13 protein-coding genes are annotated in these 14,561 nt (G+C 71.4%); 5 read left to right on the forward strand and 8 right to left on the reverse strand.

Annotated features, from left to right (window positions below; genetic code table 11):
* The first annotated feature begins 23 nt into the window (after nt 1-23).
* The gene (mgtA, locus tag E0500_RS10935) at nt 24-2,771 is read left to right on the forward strand and encodes a magnesium-translocating P-type ATPase (protein ID WP_181587228.1); all 2,748 of its coding nucleotides are present in this window, start codon (nt 24-26) and stop codon (nt 2,769-2,771) included.
* 83 nt (nt 2,772-2,854) lie between these two features.
* Here mgtA and E0500_RS10940 read toward each other — a convergent pair whose 3' ends face one another.
* Nucleotides 2,855-4,438 carry an LCP family protein gene (locus E0500_RS10940; protein ID WP_131563710.1) on the reverse strand — a complete coding sequence of 528 codons (1,584 nt, stop codon included), beginning with the start codon at nt 4,436-4,438 and terminating at the stop codon, nt 2,855-2,857.
* Nucleotides 4,439-4,593: 155 nt separating this feature from the next.
* Here E0500_RS10940 and tatA point away from each other — a divergent pair, with 155 nt between their 5' ends.
* Entirely contained in the window at nt 4,594-4,878 is a 285-nt protein-coding gene (gene tatA / locus E0500_RS10945; RefSeq protein WP_131563709.1) for a Sec-independent protein translocase subunit TatA, read from the forward strand.
* Between the two features lie 86 nt (nt 4,879-4,964).
* Here tatA and E0500_RS10950 read toward each other — a convergent pair whose 3' ends face one another.
* From E0500_RS10950 to E0500_RS10980, 6 genes are all read right to left on the reverse strand, one after another.
* On the reverse strand, nt 4,965-5,198 hold the full coding sequence (locus tag E0500_RS10950) for a hypothetical protein (RefSeq protein ID WP_181586954.1): 234 nt from the start codon (nt 5,196-5,198) through the stop codon (nt 4,965-4,967).
* Between the two features lie 101 nt (nt 5,199-5,299).
* Nucleotides 5,300-6,052 (reverse strand): amino acid ABC transporter ATP-binding protein, encoded by a 753-nt coding sequence (locus tag E0500_RS10955; RefSeq protein ID WP_131563729.1) that lies wholly within the window; start codon nt 6,050-6,052, stop codon nt 5,300-5,302.
* Between the two features lie 116 nt (nt 6,053-6,168).
* Nucleotides 6,169-7,263 carry an amino acid ABC transporter permease gene (locus tag E0500_RS10960; RefSeq protein ID WP_309505019.1) on the reverse strand — a complete coding sequence of 365 codons (1,095 nt, stop codon included), beginning with the start codon at nt 7,261-7,263 and terminating at the stop codon, nt 6,169-6,171.
* A gap of 48 nt (nt 7,264-7,311) precedes the next feature.
* The gene (locus tag E0500_RS10970) at nt 7,312-8,256 is read right to left on the reverse strand and encodes an ABC transporter substrate-binding protein (RefSeq protein WP_258572738.1); all 945 of its coding nucleotides are present in this window, start codon (nt 8,254-8,256) and stop codon (nt 7,312-7,314) included.
* A 1-nt stretch (nt 8,257) separates the two neighbouring features.
* A complete protein-coding gene (locus E0500_RS10975) occupies nt 8,258-9,091 on the reverse strand; it encodes a nitrilase-related carbon-nitrogen hydrolase (RefSeq protein WP_131563708.1) in 834 nt (277 codons plus the stop codon).
* Nucleotides 9,092-9,353: 262 nt separating this feature from the next.
* Nucleotides 9,354-10,364 carry a hypothetical protein gene (locus E0500_RS10980; protein ID WP_309505020.1) on the reverse strand — a complete coding sequence of 337 codons (1,011 nt, stop codon included), beginning with the start codon at nt 10,362-10,364 and terminating at the stop codon, nt 9,354-9,356.
* A gap of 234 nt (nt 10,365-10,598) precedes the next feature.
* Here E0500_RS10980 and E0500_RS10985 point away from each other — a divergent pair, with 234 nt between their 5' ends.
* Nucleotides 10,599-12,002 carry an aminotransferase class I/II-fold pyridoxal phosphate-dependent enzyme gene (locus E0500_RS10985; RefSeq protein ID WP_131570612.1) on the forward strand — a complete coding sequence of 468 codons (1,404 nt, stop codon included), beginning with the start codon at nt 10,599-10,601 and terminating at the stop codon, nt 12,000-12,002.
* A gap of 75 nt (nt 12,003-12,077) precedes the next feature.
* Here E0500_RS10985 and E0500_RS10990 read toward each other — a convergent pair whose 3' ends face one another.
* Entirely contained in the window at nt 12,078-12,281 is a 204-nt protein-coding gene (locus E0500_RS10990; protein WP_131570610.1) for an antitoxin, read from the reverse strand.
* 223 nt (nt 12,282-12,504) lie between these two features.
* On the opposite strand from E0500_RS10990, the gene E0500_RS10995 reads away from it, so the two are divergent.
* Both E0500_RS10995 and E0500_RS11000 read left to right on the forward strand, forming a co-directional pair.
* Nucleotides 12,505-13,074 (forward strand): hypothetical protein, encoded by a 570-nt coding sequence (locus E0500_RS10995; protein WP_131570608.1) that lies wholly within the window; start codon nt 12,505-12,507, stop codon nt 13,072-13,074.
* 229 nt (nt 13,075-13,303) lie between these two features.
* Nucleotides 13,304-14,524 (forward strand): FAD-dependent oxidoreductase, encoded by a 1,221-nt coding sequence (locus E0500_RS11000; protein ID WP_131570606.1) that lies wholly within the window; start codon nt 13,304-13,306, stop codon nt 14,522-14,524.
* Nucleotides 14,525-14,561: the final 37 nt, after the last annotated feature.

The following is a 14,561-nucleotide window of genomic DNA, read 5'->3' on the forward strand; positions in this document are numbered from 1 at the left end:
AGGCCGCGGGGCGGGACGCCGGGATGTCCGGCCCTGTGGCCGTATCGGCACCTGTGGCCGTGGGCGTACCGGCGCCCGGCGGCGGCCAGGGAGGCGCCGGTACCGCCGCTGTCGCCGGTACCGGTGGTGCGGGGACTCGTCCGGGACCCGCGGTGCCGACCGTGCTGGAGGTGTTGCGCCGGCTGGACAGCGGTCCGCGCGGTCTGACCGAGGCGCAGGCCGAGGAGCGGCTGGCCCGCCTGGGCGAGAACACGGTGCCGGCCCGGCGGGAAGCCTCCTGGCCGCGGCTGTTCGTCCGCAGTCTGCGGGACCCGTTCACCGCGGTGCTGGGGTGCCTCGGACTGGTGTCGGCAGCCGTCTTCGCCTGGGGGACGGCCCTGGTGATCCTCTTCCTCGTCGTGGTCAGCTGCGTGCTGCGCGCGTCCGGGGAACACCGGGCCGACCGTTCCATGGCCGGGCTGCGCGAGCTGGTCGCCACCACCGCCACCGTGCTGCGGCGCGCGGACGACGAGGACGTGGCGCCGACGGCCCGCGAGGTCCCCGTGAGCGAGCTCGTACCCGGCGACGTGGTCCGCCTCGGTCCCGGCGACATGGTCCCGGCAGACGTACGACTGCTGCGCGCGAGCGGCCTGGCCGTGCACCAGGCCGCGCTGACGGGAGAGTCGGCTCCGGCCGGGAAGAACGCCGACGACGTCCCTCCCGGTTCCGGCAGCCTCGGTTCCGGGAGCGGACTGTTCGAGGAGCCGCAGCTGTGCTTCCAGGGCAGCAGCGTCGCCTCCGGCAGCGCCACCGCGATCGTCACCGCGACCGGCGCGCACACCCGGTTCGCCACCGCCCACGGCAGCGGCACCGGCCGACCGGAGGCGAGCGCCTTCGACCGTTCCGTGCACGGCATCTCCTGGATTCTGATCCGGTTCATGCTGATCACCCCGCCGCTGGTCCTCATGGCCAACGCGGCGCTGCGCGGGCGCGGCCTGGAGACGCTGCCGTTCGCCGTCGCCGTGGCGGTCGGGCTGACGCCGGAGATGCTGCCGGTCCTCGTCACCACCTGCCTGGCCCGCGGGGCCTCGCTGCTGGCCCGCGCCCACGGTGTGATCGTCAAACGGCTGCCCGTGCTGCACGACGTCGGCGCCGTCGACGTGCTGTGCCTGGACAAGACCGGCACCCTCACCCAGGACCGCCCGGTCGTCGACCGCGCGCTCGGCCCGGACGGCCAGGACGATCCCGAGGTCCTGCACTGGGCCGCCGTGAACGCCTGGTGGACCCTGCAACTCGCCGACCTTCCCGAGCCCGACGCCCTCGACGAGGCGATACTGGACGCGGCCGACGAGGGCGAGCTCATGGCGTACGACGGGACGGCGGCCATCCCGTTCGACCCGGTCCGCCGCCTCGCCACCGCCGTCGTCCGCACCCCCGGCCGTCTCGGCGTACACACCCTGGTGGTCAAGGGAGACGTCGAAGCCGTCATCGAGCGCTGCGCACTCGCCGAGGACGAGCGCGAACGGCTGCGCGGCCTCGCCGCCCGGCAGGCCGAGGGCGGCCTGCGCGTCCTGGCGGTGGCCACCGCCGAACGCCCGGCGCGCGCCCGCGCCTACACCCCGGCCGACGAACGCGGCCTCACCTTCCGCGGCCTGGTCACCCTGCGGGACGCCCTCGCACCCACCGCCGCCGACGCGCTGAACGTCCTCACCGACCAGGGCGTCACCGTCAAGATCCTCACCGGTGACCACCCCGGCACCGCCGCCCGCGCCTGTCGCGACCTCGGCATCCCCGTCGCCGAGGACGCCCTGCTCACCGCCGACCGCATCGACGGCCTCACCGACACCGAACTCGCCGCACTGGCCCGCCGTACGACCGTCTTCGCCCGCTGCACCCCCGAACACAAGGCCCGCATCACCACCGTGCTGCGCACCGCCGGGCACACCGTGGGCTTCCTCGGCGACGGCGTCAACGATCTGCCCGCCCTGCGTGCCGCCGACGTCGGCATCGCCCCGCGCGACGCCGCCGACGTGGTCCGTGAGGGCGCCGACGTGGTGCTCGCCGAGAAGGACCTCACCTCGATCGCCCACGCCATCGGCGCGGGCCGGCACGCGAGCGGCAACATCGCCACGTACCTGCGCGCCACGCTGTCCTCGAACCTCGGCAACGTCATCGCCATGCTCGGCGCGGGCCTGCTCCTGCCGTTCCTGCCGATGCTCCCGGCCCAGGTCCTGCTCCAGAACCTGTGCTTCGACGCGGCCCAGCTCGCCTTCGCCTACGACCGCCCGGACCCCTCGGTGCTGCGCCGCCCGACGGCGTTGCGCCCACGCGACCTGCTGCGCTTCATCACCGGTTTCGGCATGCTCAACGCCGTCGCCGACCTGGCCACGTTCGGCGCCCTCGCGCTCGCGCTGCACGGTCCGGGCACGGGCGACGACGAGGCGGTGTTCCACTCCGGCTGGTTCACCGAGAACCTGCTCACCCAGGCCCTGGTGATGCTGCTGCTGCGGATCGGCCTCCCCCGAGCCCTCGGCTTCGCGCGAGCAGGGGGGACCCTCGTCACCGCCGAGGGGCGTGGGCCGGGCCCGGTCGTCTGGGCCGCGGGCGCGCTGGCCGCCATCGGGCTGCTGCTGCCGCCGTCACCGCTCGGGCCGCTGCTCGGTCTGACCCCGCTTCCGGCGGCGTACTACCTGATGCTCACCGCCGTTCTCGCGCTGTACGCCGTCGGGCTCCTGGCGGCCAGGACGCGCTACGAGCGACGGCGGGCGGAACGCGGCGCGGCGGCGTGGTGAGGCACGACGAGGCACGACGAGGCACGACGAGGCACGACGAGGCTGAGCGTGGCGTGGTGAGTCGTGATCGGCACGGCGACCGGTCAGCCGCCGGATCCGTACGTCAGGTCGGAGCACAGGTCGTCGTCCGCCGATCGGGCGCCGTCGGCCACCGAGCCGGGGACGGCGCCCGGCGACGCCGGGGCGGAGGCACCGGCCGAGGAGGCACCGGCACCGGTGTAGGAGGCGCCGACGACCACGTTGACGACCGAGCCGTCGATGGCCTCCAGGCGGGCGCCGGGGAAGAGCTCGGCGACCGTCTCGGCCCGGCTCCGCAGGCCCGGCCCGTACTGGATGACCGTGGTGGCGTGCTGCTGGCTGCTCGCGTTGGCGGTGCCGGTGACGGTGAAGCCGTGCTCGGTGAGCGTGGCGGCGGCCTCGGAGGCCAGGCCGCCGGTGGTGGTGCCGTTGTAGACGGCGACTTCGGCACCGTTCCCGGAGACGTTCTCGGCCGGCGTCGGTGACGCGGCGGCGGACGCCGCGGGGGCGCTGTCCTTGCCCTTCTTTCCGCTGGCGTCCTTGCCGTCGATGGTGCGGTCGGCCTTCAGTGCGGCCCACAGGTCGGAGGCGTCCGGCTCGACCACCGCGACGCGCGAACCCTCGTAGCGCCAGGGGATGGTCACGAACTTGGTGTTGTGCAGATCGATGTCCTTCAGCGACATGGCGAAGGAGATCAGCTTGTCCGCCGAGCCGAGTCCGGGGTCGACGGTCATGGACTCGGTGGCTGCGGTGGCGAGCGGCAGCAGCTTGGTCGGGGTGAGCCCGTCGCTCTTGATCTTCTTGAGGAGGCTGGAGACGAAGGCCTGCTGGCGTTTGATCCGGCCTATGTCGGAGCCGTCGCCGATGCCGTGCCGGAGGCGGACGTAGTCCAGGGCCTTCTGGCCGGACACGTTCTGCTCGCCCTCCTTGAAGATCAGCTCGCCCTTGGTGGTGCGGTTCGGATTGAGGTCCCCCTGGTAGATGTCGCCCGGGACGCACACCTCCACCCCGCCGACCACGTCCGTCAGCGCCGCGAAGCCCTTGAAGTCGACGACGACGGTGTGGTCGACGCGCAGTCCGGTGAGCTCCTCCACCGTGTTCTGGGTGCAGGCCGGGTTGCCCTTCGCGGTCTGCCCGACCGAGAAGGCCGCGTTGAACATGGTGTTGGGCTGGGTCGGGGTCCAGGTGCCGTCGGGCAGTTTGCAGGGCGGGATGGTGACCAGGGTGTCGCGCGGGACGGACACCGCGATCGCGTGCTTGCGGTCGGCGTAGATGTGCAGCAGGAACGCGGTGTCGGAGCGGCCGACGTCGTCCTTGCTGCCGCCGCCCAGCGCGCTGTTGCCGCCGGTTCGCGCGTCCGAGCCGATGACCAGGACGTTCTCGCCCTTGGACGAGCCGGCGTCGGGGCGGTTCCTGGACAGGCCGTCCCCGTCGAAGGTGTCGATGTCGCCGTTCAGCTTCAGGTAGATCCAGCCCAGGCCGGCCGTGCCGAGCACCGCCAGGGCCAGCGCGACGAGCAGTGCCGTCCGCAGCGGGCCGCGCTTGCGGCGCTGTGCCGCGCGGCCACCACCGCGCTCCCTGCCGCGGCGGGGCGGCTCCGCCCGGCGCCGACGGCGCGAGGGAGTGGTCTGCTCGCTGGTGGTGGTCATCGGCGCGCCTCGTCCGTCCGACTCGTACGGAAGGGACGAACTGACCTCATCCCATGAGTTGTACAGTTGCGCAATATAGCAATGGTGCAATGATGCCAGACGCTGCGCGCCGCCCGGTGCGTATCGCCGGCCGGTGAAGAGGAGGGGTGGGTGGGATGCTCCGCAACGGACTTGAGCCCTGGCACCTGCTGATCGTGGCGATCGTGATCATCGTTCTGTTCGGCTCGAAGAAGCTGCCCGAGGCCGCCCGTGGGCTGGGCAGATCGATGCGCATCCTCAAGAGCGAGGCCAAGGCCATGAAGGGGGACGAACCCGCGGGCTCGACGGGGGGTGTGTCCGCCGGGTCCGCCAAGCCCGGGCCCCGGGCCGCCGGCGCCGCCGCGCCCGGGGAGACGGTGACGGCCCGCACGACCGCGGGGGACGACCTGGCCCGCCCGTGACCGGCGACGATCACGTCCGCTGATCACCCCCCGCTCGGCCGCCGGGGGTGATCACGCCCTTTGAGTGCCGCCGCCCGTCCCGCACCTCAGGGGCTGGCGATGTCGTAGCCGTACCGCAGCGGTTCGCTGGTCACGCCGTAGTCGCGGCGGTAGACGTACACCCCTTCCGCGCGCACGCCGTGCGGTGCGGCCTCCGTCTGGCAGGGGTACGTCACCTGGATCACGCGCGGCCGGTCGGAGACCGTCATCCGCAGTCCGTCCGCGGGCCCTCCGTCGAGCACCGCGGTTTCCCGTCCCGTCACGTCAAGGGTCTTCTCCATGGCGACAGTTTAAAGGTTGCGCAACTGTTCATGGATCGTGAGGCGGGTCACGGTCCGACCGGAGTGCCCGCGATCCGGCCCCATCACAGGAACCGGCCCCATCACAGGAACCGGCTCAGGAACGCCCGTGTGCGAGGGTTCGCCGGGTGATCCAGGACCTGTTCGGGGGTGCCGCTCTCCACGATGCGGCCACCGTCCATGAAGACCACACGGTCGGCGACCTCCCGGGCGAAGCCGATCTCATGCGTGACCACCAGCATGGTGAGGCCGCCCCGGGCCAGGTCCCGCATGGTGGCGAGGACCTCGCCCACCAGCTCGGGGTCGAGCGCGCTGGTCGGCTCGTCGAAGAGCATCAGCTTGGGCCGCATCGCCAGGGCGCGGGCGATGGCCACCCGCTGCTGCTGTCCCCCGGAGAGCTGCCGGGGATAGGCGTCCGCCTTGTCGGCCAGACCCACCTGCGCCAGCAGCCGCAGCGCCGTCTTTCGTGCCTCGGGCCTGGCGACCCGGAGCACCCCGACGGGGGCCTCCATGATGTTGGCCAGGACGGTCTGGTGCGGGAACAGGTTGAAGTGCTGGAACACCATGCCGATGTCCCGCCGCTGCCGGGTCGCCTCACGCGGGCGCAGATGGTGGACCCGGGAGCCGGACCGGCGAAAACCGATCAGTTCGCTCTCGACGTGGATGGAGCCCGAGTCGATCTGCTCCAGGTTGTTGACACAGCGCAGGAACGTCGACTTGCCCGAGCCGGACGGGCCGAGCAGCACGACGACCTCCCCGGAGCCCACCTCCAGGTCGATGCCCTTGAGTACTTCCAGATGCCCGAACCGCTTGTGCACCTGGTGCGCCCGCACCATCGGCGTCCCTGCGGCCGGGGCGACATCCGTCGCCTTCGTGGTCGTGCCCGTGCCCGTGCCCATGGCCGTGCCCCTGCCTGTGGCCGTGCCCGTGCCCGTGCCTGTGGTCCTGGTCGTCATGAGGAGGTCTCCGATACGGGCGCCGACGCGGTTTCGGACGCTGCGAGCGGTGCACGTGGCGTACGCCGCCGGAAGAGCGCGAAGTCCCAGAAGCTCTGCGGTGCGTTCCGGCTGCTGCCACGGGCGTAGTGGCGTTCGATGAACGACTGCCCGATGTACAGCACCGAGGTCATGACCAGGTACCAGAGGCAGGCCACGATGAGCAGCGGGATGGTCTCGAAGGTGCGGTTGTAGATCGACTGCGCGGTGTACAGCAGATCGGCCAGGGCGATCACGCTCACCAGCGAGGTGGCCTTGAGCATGTTGATGACCTGGCTGCCGGTGGGCGGCACGATGAAGCGCATGGCCTGCGGCAGTACGATCCGGCGCAGGATCCGCGCCCGGCCCATGCCGAGTGCCGAGGCGGCCTCGGTCTGGCCGTGGTCGACGCCGAGCAGACCGCCGCGCACGATCTCCGCCATGTAGGCGGCCTCGTTGAGACCGAGGCCGAGGATGGCCGCGAGCCACGGGCTGATCAGTGAGTTGGTCTGGGTGCTGACGAACTCGGGGCCGAAGGGGATGCCGACGGAGATCCGGGGCAGCAGCGCCGAGAGGTTGTACCAGAAGATGAGCTGCACCAGCACGGGGATGCCGCGGAAGAACCAGACGTACGCCCCGCAGACCGAGCTGAGCACCCGGTTCTCCGACATGCGCCCTACCGCGACGAACACCCCGCCCACGATGCCGATCGCCATGGCCACCAAGGTGAGTTTGACGGTGGTGGCGATGCCCTGGCCGAAGACCTGTGCGCCGAAGTAGTCGCCGACCGTGCCCCATTCGAAGTTCGGGTTGGTGGCCAGGAAGTGCCCCAGCTGTGCGGCGAGCACGGCCAGGACCGCCACGGACAGCCAGCGCAGCGGATGCCGTACGGGGACGGCGTGGGCCACGTCCACGTCGCCCGCGTCGCCCGCGTCGTGCGAACCCTTGGGCTCCTCGGGGCCTTCGGCGCCCTTCGGCCGTACCCCGATGGCGACCGCCGGGGTGTCGGTGTCGGTGTTGGTGTCGCTGTCGGTGTCGGTCCCGGAGACCGGGGAGGGTGGTGGGGTGGCCATGGACGGCTCACCTCCTTTCGCTTTCATGAGTGGTCCGGCGCCGGGTGCCTAGGACTTGGCGAGGTTGATGCCCGCCTGCTTCAGCTCGTTGTCCTCAAGGCCCCACTTCTTCATGATCTGGCCGTAGGTGCCGTCGTCCATGAGCTTCTGGAACGCCTTGAGCAGCACGTCGCGCAGCTCACCGTTCTTGGGGACGACGGCGCCCTGGTAGAGGGTGTCGAACCCGTTGGACTGCCCGGTGCCGGACAGTTCGAGCTCGCCCTTCGACTGCTGCACGAAGTACGTGAGCGGCGCCTGTGAGGAGAAGAAGGCGTTGGCGCGGCCGGACTTGACGGCGAGGATCGAGGACGGCTGGTCCTTGTACGACTGCACCTGGACGGCGGGCTTGCCGTCCTTCTCACACGTCTGGGACTGGGTCTTGATGACGCCCTCGGCGGAGCCGCCGGCCATGACCGCGATCTTCCGGCCGCAGGCGGTGTCGAGGGACGTGATCTTCTTCGGGTTGTCCTTGGGCACGGCGAAGACGACGAACTCGCGCACCCAGTCCACGAAGTCGTTGGCGCCCTGCCGGTCCTTGAAGTCACCGATCGGGCCGACGGCGAAGTCGTACCGTCCGGCCTTGATGCCCGTCAGCTCGCTCGGCAGCCCGTCCGCCGTGACGTGCTCGATGGTGACGCCGAGCAGCTGGCCGAGCGCGGTCGACAGGTCGGCGGAGGCACCGGTGAGGTTGTGACCGTCCGAGCCGGCGATCTCGTACGGCGGGAAGGAGCCGTTGTTGACCGAGATCAGCTTTCCGGCCTTGACCACCTTGTCGGGCAGCTGGTCGTGCAGCGCCTTGTCCATGGTGACCTTGGCTCCGGAGCCGGTGGCGGCGGAAGAGTCCTTCCCGCCGGTTCCGGCCTGCGGCGGGTTGCCGCCGCACGCGGCCAGCAGGGCGGTGCAGGAGAGGGCACCGACGGTGAGGGCGATACGTCTGGTGAACATGTTGCGCATGTCAGGCTCCGAGGGGAAGGTCGCCGAGGGGAAGGCTGCCGAGGGGACGGACGGTGGGGTCGACGGCGAACCGTCGGTTGGCGAGGACGGGGAGGGTGCCACGGGCGGCTGCGGTGACGCCCGGGTCTGCCTCGGCCCAGGCCAGCCCCGGCGCGGCGGCGAGCCGGGAGCGGACGGTGCCGAGCGGGTCGACGATGAGGCTGTTGCCGATGTTGCGCGGGCCGCACTCGCCGCTGGCCGCGACCCAGCAGGTGTTCTCCAGGGCCCGCGCGGTGACCATGACCTCCCAGTGGCGCTCCTTGGCCGGGCCGCGCACCCAGGCCGCCGGGAGCACCAGCACCTCGGCGCCGGCGTCGGTCAGCAGCCGCGCCAGTTCCGGGAAGCGTACGTCGTAGCAGGTCATGAGGCCGACCTTGGTGCCGGCCACCTCGACCACCACGGGCGGTTCGTCGGCGGGGCGGACGTTGGCGGACTCCTGGTCGCCGAAGGCGTCGTAGAGGTGGATCTTGCGGTAGCGGGCGATCAGTTCGCCCGCGCGCAGCACCACCAGCGTGTTGAAGACCCGGCCGTCGTCGGACGGTTCGTGGATGCCGACCACGATGGAGGTGGCGCTCCGTGCGGTGGCCGCGGCCAGCTCGGTGACGAACGGGCCGCCCAGCGGCTGGGCCACCTCGCGGATACGGTGGCGGTCCTCGGTGAAACGGGCCAGTACGCCCTCGGGGAGAACGAGCAGATCGGCGCCGCCCTGGTCCGCCTCGGCGGCGAGGTCGATACAGGCGGTCAGGTTGTCCTTCCAGTCGGGACTGGCGGCGAACTGTCCTACGGCGATGCGCATGAGCGGGTTGCTCCAGGGTGGGTCGGCAGGTGGATCGAGCAGGGAGGAAGTGGATCAGAGAGGGGTAAAACGGTCAGGGGAAGGTAAGGGGAGGCGGTGAGGGAGGGGAGCTGGGGAACGGTGAGGGAGGGGCGCTGGGGAAGGTGAGGGAGGGGAGTGGGTCGGGGAGATGCGGATCAGAGGGAGGGCTAGGGAGCGGGGAAAGGGGAAGGGCGGAGGGTCAGGGAGCGGGGAAGGGGTGAGGAATGGCGGGCCCGGGGCTTCAGGCGGCGGCTGTGGCGGAGGCCGACGGTCCAGGGGCGACGGGTTCCGGGAAGGGCTCCGGGAAGACGACGGCCGGGTCGATCGGATCGGGCCAGATGCCCTGCGCGTACAGCTCCTCGCAGAACGCGGCGGTCATCGCCGCGTTGCTCGCCGTACCGTACGGCATCCAGTCCTGGCCGAACAGCGTGGCCGACTCGGTCAGCGCGTGCAGCAGCCAGGGTGTGGTGTCGGTGAGAAGCCTGCGGCGGCCGATCCAGTGGTGCTTGGACTCCTCCAGGCCCGCCAGGAGGGCGGCGGGCAACTCGGGGTGGGCCTCGACGACCTCCTTCTTCAGCGTCACCAGGTGGATTCCGGGGACGAACCCGGTGGCCGACCAGTAGGCGCGCTCGGCGGCCGGGTGGTCGTCCAGCAGGTGCCGGAAGCGGCTTGCCGAGGTGAAGAACTCCGACGGCATGAAGGGGGTGAGGATCGCGTCCAGGCGTCCGGCGGCCAGTTCCCCGACCAGCGACTCGCCCTCCGGCATGGCCGAGACGTTCGACGGCAGCGGGCGGTCCCCGAGCCGTTCCTTGCCGGTCTCGCCGGCGGCCAGCGGGCCGACCCGCCAGGTGATGCCGGACAGGTCCACGCCCGCGGCACGGATCAGCGCCCGGGTCCAGGTGTTGCCGGAGTCGGGCCAGCCGGTGAGGCCGATACGGGTGCCGGTGAGCTGGTCCAGCGAACGCAGTGGACTGTCGGTCCGCACCAGCACACAGCGGTGGCGGAAGCCGCGCATCACGAACGCGGGCAGACCCACCAGCCGGTCGTCGCCCGCCGCACGAGCCTGCACATAGCGACTGAACGAGGTCTCGCCGCCGTCGAGGCCCGGCTCGGCGAGCACGTCCGGAGTGATCTCCCGCGCGTCGATCCGTATGTCGAAGCCCGGCACCCGCACCCGTCCGGACATCAGCGGTACCAGATGGTCCCAGTCGCGCAGGCCCAGACGGACAGTGGGGAGGGACGGACGTGACACGGCGCGCACTCCTAGCGGTTCGTGCAAGCTCGTACAGAGTCGTACAAGTTCTTGCATGGGGTGCATAGCTCTCTTTCGGCCATGCGATGTGCGGCAGGCTATTGTTCAGAACAGAACGCAAACAAGATGCGTTTTGTTACTGAACATAGTTTTTCCGTGTCGTAACCTGCGGGGTCTCAATACGGCGACCGAGGGCCGGTGCGGGAGAACGGCCAGGTGAGCGGGGGAAACAGCATGGCCGGGACCGATGGCGGAGGCAGGGGCAAGGCTGGAGGCGGGCAGGGAACGTGGCCCACGGCCCGGCTGGCGGCACGCATAGAGGACCCCAGCGCCCGGGGCATCGCGGTCACCATGACCGACCTCATCCGGTCGGGAGATCTGGCGCCCGGCAGCGCACTGCCCACCGTGCGGGCCCTCGCCGGTGCGCTCGACGTCAGTCCCAGCACCGTCGCGGAGGCATGGGCAGTACTGCGCCGGCACCGAATGATCACCACACTCGGGCGGCGCGGGAGCGTGGTCAGCGGCCCGCCGTCGGTACCGCACCCGGTTCGCTACGAGCGCGTCGGCGACTTCGGCGCCCACCTCACCCTCGACCTCGCCGTCGCCGCCCCGGACCCCGCGTTGCTGCCACCCCTCGGCGAGGCACTGCTCGCGGGCGCCCGGACACCCAAGCTCAACGACTACTCCCGTACACCCATCACCGACGCCCTGCTGGACGCCGTACGCGGCACCTGGCCGTTCACGCCCGAGGCGTGGCTGGCCGTCGGCGGCGGCTACGAAGGGGTGCAGGTGCTGTGCCAGGCGCTGATCGTGCCCGGTGACCGGGTCGTCGTGGAGGATCCCACGGCGGCGCGGTTGCTCGACATCCTGGACGCCCTGGACGCGACTGTCGTCCCGGTCGCGTGCGACGACGAGGGACCGCTCCCGGATGCGCTGTCCCAGGCCCTGGACCAGCGCCCCGCACTGTTTCTGCATCAGTCCCGGGCGCAGGTCCCCTGCGGCTGGACGCTCACCGAGCGGCGGGCCGCCGCGCTTGCCGCCCTACTGGAGAGCGCGCCGAACGTCACCGTGGTCGAGGACGACGGCATCGGCCCGCTCGCCACGACCCCCGGCGCCAGCATCGGTGTCCATCTGCCGCACCGCACCGCGCTGGTGCGCTCGTACTCCAAGGCGTACGGCCCCGATCTGCGCCTCGGCGTGGTCGGCGGGCCGGGGGAACTGGTCGAACGCGCCCGGGTCCTGCGCACGTTCGGCACCGGCTGGACCAGCCGCATCCTCCAGGACGCGCTGGCCCACCTGCTCGCGGACGAGGCGGCCACGCGCTGCGTACGGGAGGCCGCCGACCGGTACGGCAAGCGCAGAACGGCACTGGCCGACCGCCTGGACGGGCACGGCGTACGCACCCGCAACCAGGACGGCCTCATGCTGTGGGTGCCGGTGGCCGACGAGACGTCCGCGCTGGTCACGATGGCCGCCCGAGGTGTCACGGTGTCACCGGGCACCCGCTACTGCGTCTCCTACGCCGAGCCTCACCTACGGGTCGCCACCAGCAGACTCTCCGACGACCCCGCCGCCCTCGACGAAACGGCGTCCCTCCTCGCCCTGGCGGCCACGGCTACGGCGGATCGCCTGCACTGAACGCACGTCGTCCTGGACGCCGGGTGTTTCTCGATGGCGCGGCGACCGTGAACTGCGCGTGGATCGCGGTGGTTGTCAGTCCGACTGCTTCTTCTCGCCCAGGCGCTCGACCAGGTCCTGCGCCTTGTCCACGCCGGTGTCGATCTTGTCGCTGTACTTGCCGTCGGTCTTGTCGTCGATGAAGTCGCCGACCTTTTCCAGCCCGTTGTCGATGGCGTCACCGTGGGCCTCGGCGATCTCCGCCGCCTTGTCCTTGAGGTTCTTCAAGGCATCGAACATGGTGGTGTCCTCCTCCGCAGAGATCTGCGGAAATGATCTCACGACGCCAACGTCACCTGGCAAGAGGGCACTTGGCGCACTCGGAGTGTGGTGAGCCGGGGCGCGCAACCGGTTTCGGCGGTGCGGTGCTGACACGGGCACGAAGTCGCCCCATCATGGGTGGGTAATGGGGAGTTCGGGGGATGTGTCTCGTGTGCGCCGCCGCGGCAGGAGGTCGCGTGTGGTGCCGGTCGCGGTTGTCCGGGCCGGGCTGTTCTCCGTACTGGGCACGGCGGTTGCGGGCACGGTCCATCATCTGGCGTTCGACTCGGGCCCGTCGTGGGGCGTACGAGTGCTCGCCGCCCTGATTCTCTTCGGTGTCGCTCTCCCGGGTGCGGGGCACGACAAGCCACTGGTACGGCAGTTGGTGCTCGCGGCCGTCGCGCAGGCAGGCGTGGGCTACTGGTTCGTACGGGCCGATGACGCGATCCAGGTCCCGGCGCAGGAGGCCTGGCCGTCCTCCGTTCACGCTGGCTGGCCGGTCGTGGTCGCGCACGTGTTGCTGACGGTGCTGGGCGCGCTGCTGCTCCACGGCATGGACACCTGCCGCCGGCGTGTGCTGTGTGCGGCGGGGCGTGCCCTGCTGAGACGGCTGTTCACGCCGGTCTGCGCTCCTGTCGATCTGACCGTGGTCGCCGACGCCGAGCAGCGCGCGGGCCACGGCGAGGACCGGGCCCCTGGCGCCGTGGCCTTCCTGGCCGACGCGCTCGTCCGGCGTGGCCCGCCACTCTTCTCCCTGTCGCTCGCGGTCTGACGTCCGTCTTCCGTCCTCCCGTCCGTAGCGGGTGTCGGCGCGTTGCGCCGCGCCTCGCGGTCGGGGCGCTGGGCTGCTGTCCGGCGGTCTTCGGTGCGCATCACTGTCCTGTCCTGTTCAGCCCTGTCCTGTTCAGCCCTGCTCTGCCCTGCCCTGCCCTGCTCCTGTTTCTGCTCAGCCATGCCGGGACGCGGGCTCCACGAGAGCGCCGTGTCAGGGGGGAATCCACGTGTCTCACACCACTGCACCAGTCGATGTCGTTGTGATCGGGGCGGGCCCGTACGGCCTGTCCACCGCCGCGCATCTGCGTTCGCGCGGCCTGTCCGTGAGGGTCTTCGGCGCGCCCATGGCGAGCTGGAGCGAGAACATGCCCGCGGGGATGCTGCTCAAGTCCCCGCCGAGTGCGTCGTCGCTGTCCGCTCCGCAACCGGGGTTCACACTCGACGCCTACGCCCGGGCGGCCGGTGAGGGGCGGCTCGGCGAGCACGAGCAGGTGCCCGTCGAACTCTTCGTGCGCTACGGCCTGTGGTTCATGCGGCAGTTGGTGCCCGGGGTCGAGGACGTACGGGTCCGGACGGTGGACCGGCAGGCAGGCGGAGGGTTCAGGCTCAAGCTCGCCTCGGGCGAGGAACTGACCGCGTCGGCCGTCGTGGTCGCCAGTGGCCTGACCGGGTTCGCCCATGTACCGGAGGCGTTGGCGGACGTCGTGCCCGACGGGCCGTCCGCCCGCGGCCCCGTGTCGCACACCTCGCACCACACCGACCTCACCGGCTTCGCGGGGCGGCGGGTGCTCGTGGTCGGTGCCGGGCAGTCGGCGCAGGAGAACGCCGCGCTGCTGCATGAGGCGGGGGCTCAGGTGCGGATGCTGGTCCGGGGGCGCGGGCTGAACTTCGGGGCGCCGCCCAGGCCCGGCCCGCACTGGCAGCCGGACACCCCGGTCGGCCGGTCCTGGGCGCTGTACGGCTTCGTGCACCGGGCCGCCGCCTTCCGGTACCTGCCCGCGACCGCGCGGCTGTGGCTGGTGAGGGAGGTTCTCGGGCCGTGCGGTGCCTGGTGGCTCAGGCCGCGGGTGGAGCACCGCTTCCCGGTGCTGGCCGGGCAGCACATCACGGGGGCGGTCGTCAGCGGCGACGGGGTGCTGGTCTCGTCGATGACTCGGACGGTGACCTCGTACCGGCTGGAAGCCGATCACGTCATGGTCGGCACCGGCTATCGCGTCCACCTGGAGGCCCTCGACTTCCTCTCTCCCGAACTGCGCGCGGGACTGCTGCGCACGGGCGGATTCCCCCGCCTCGGCGCGGGGCTGGGGTCGTCGGTGCCGGGGCTGTACTTCACCGGACTGCCGGCGGCCGGGTCGTTCGGGCCGGTGCTGCGGTTCGTGTGCGGGACACGGTTCGCGTCGCCGCGGCTGGCCTCGGCTGTGGAGGCGTACTGCGCCTCGGCCGCGTAGGCGGGCCGGAGTCAGCCGGCGCTACGGGTGCCGGTGC

Origin of the sequence: Streptomyces sp. KM273126 (genome assembly GCF_004337435.2) — a bacterium.
In the GTDB taxonomy this organism is placed as follows: Bacteria; Actinomycetota; Actinomycetes; order Streptomycetales; family Streptomycetaceae; genus Streptomyces; species Streptomyces acidicola.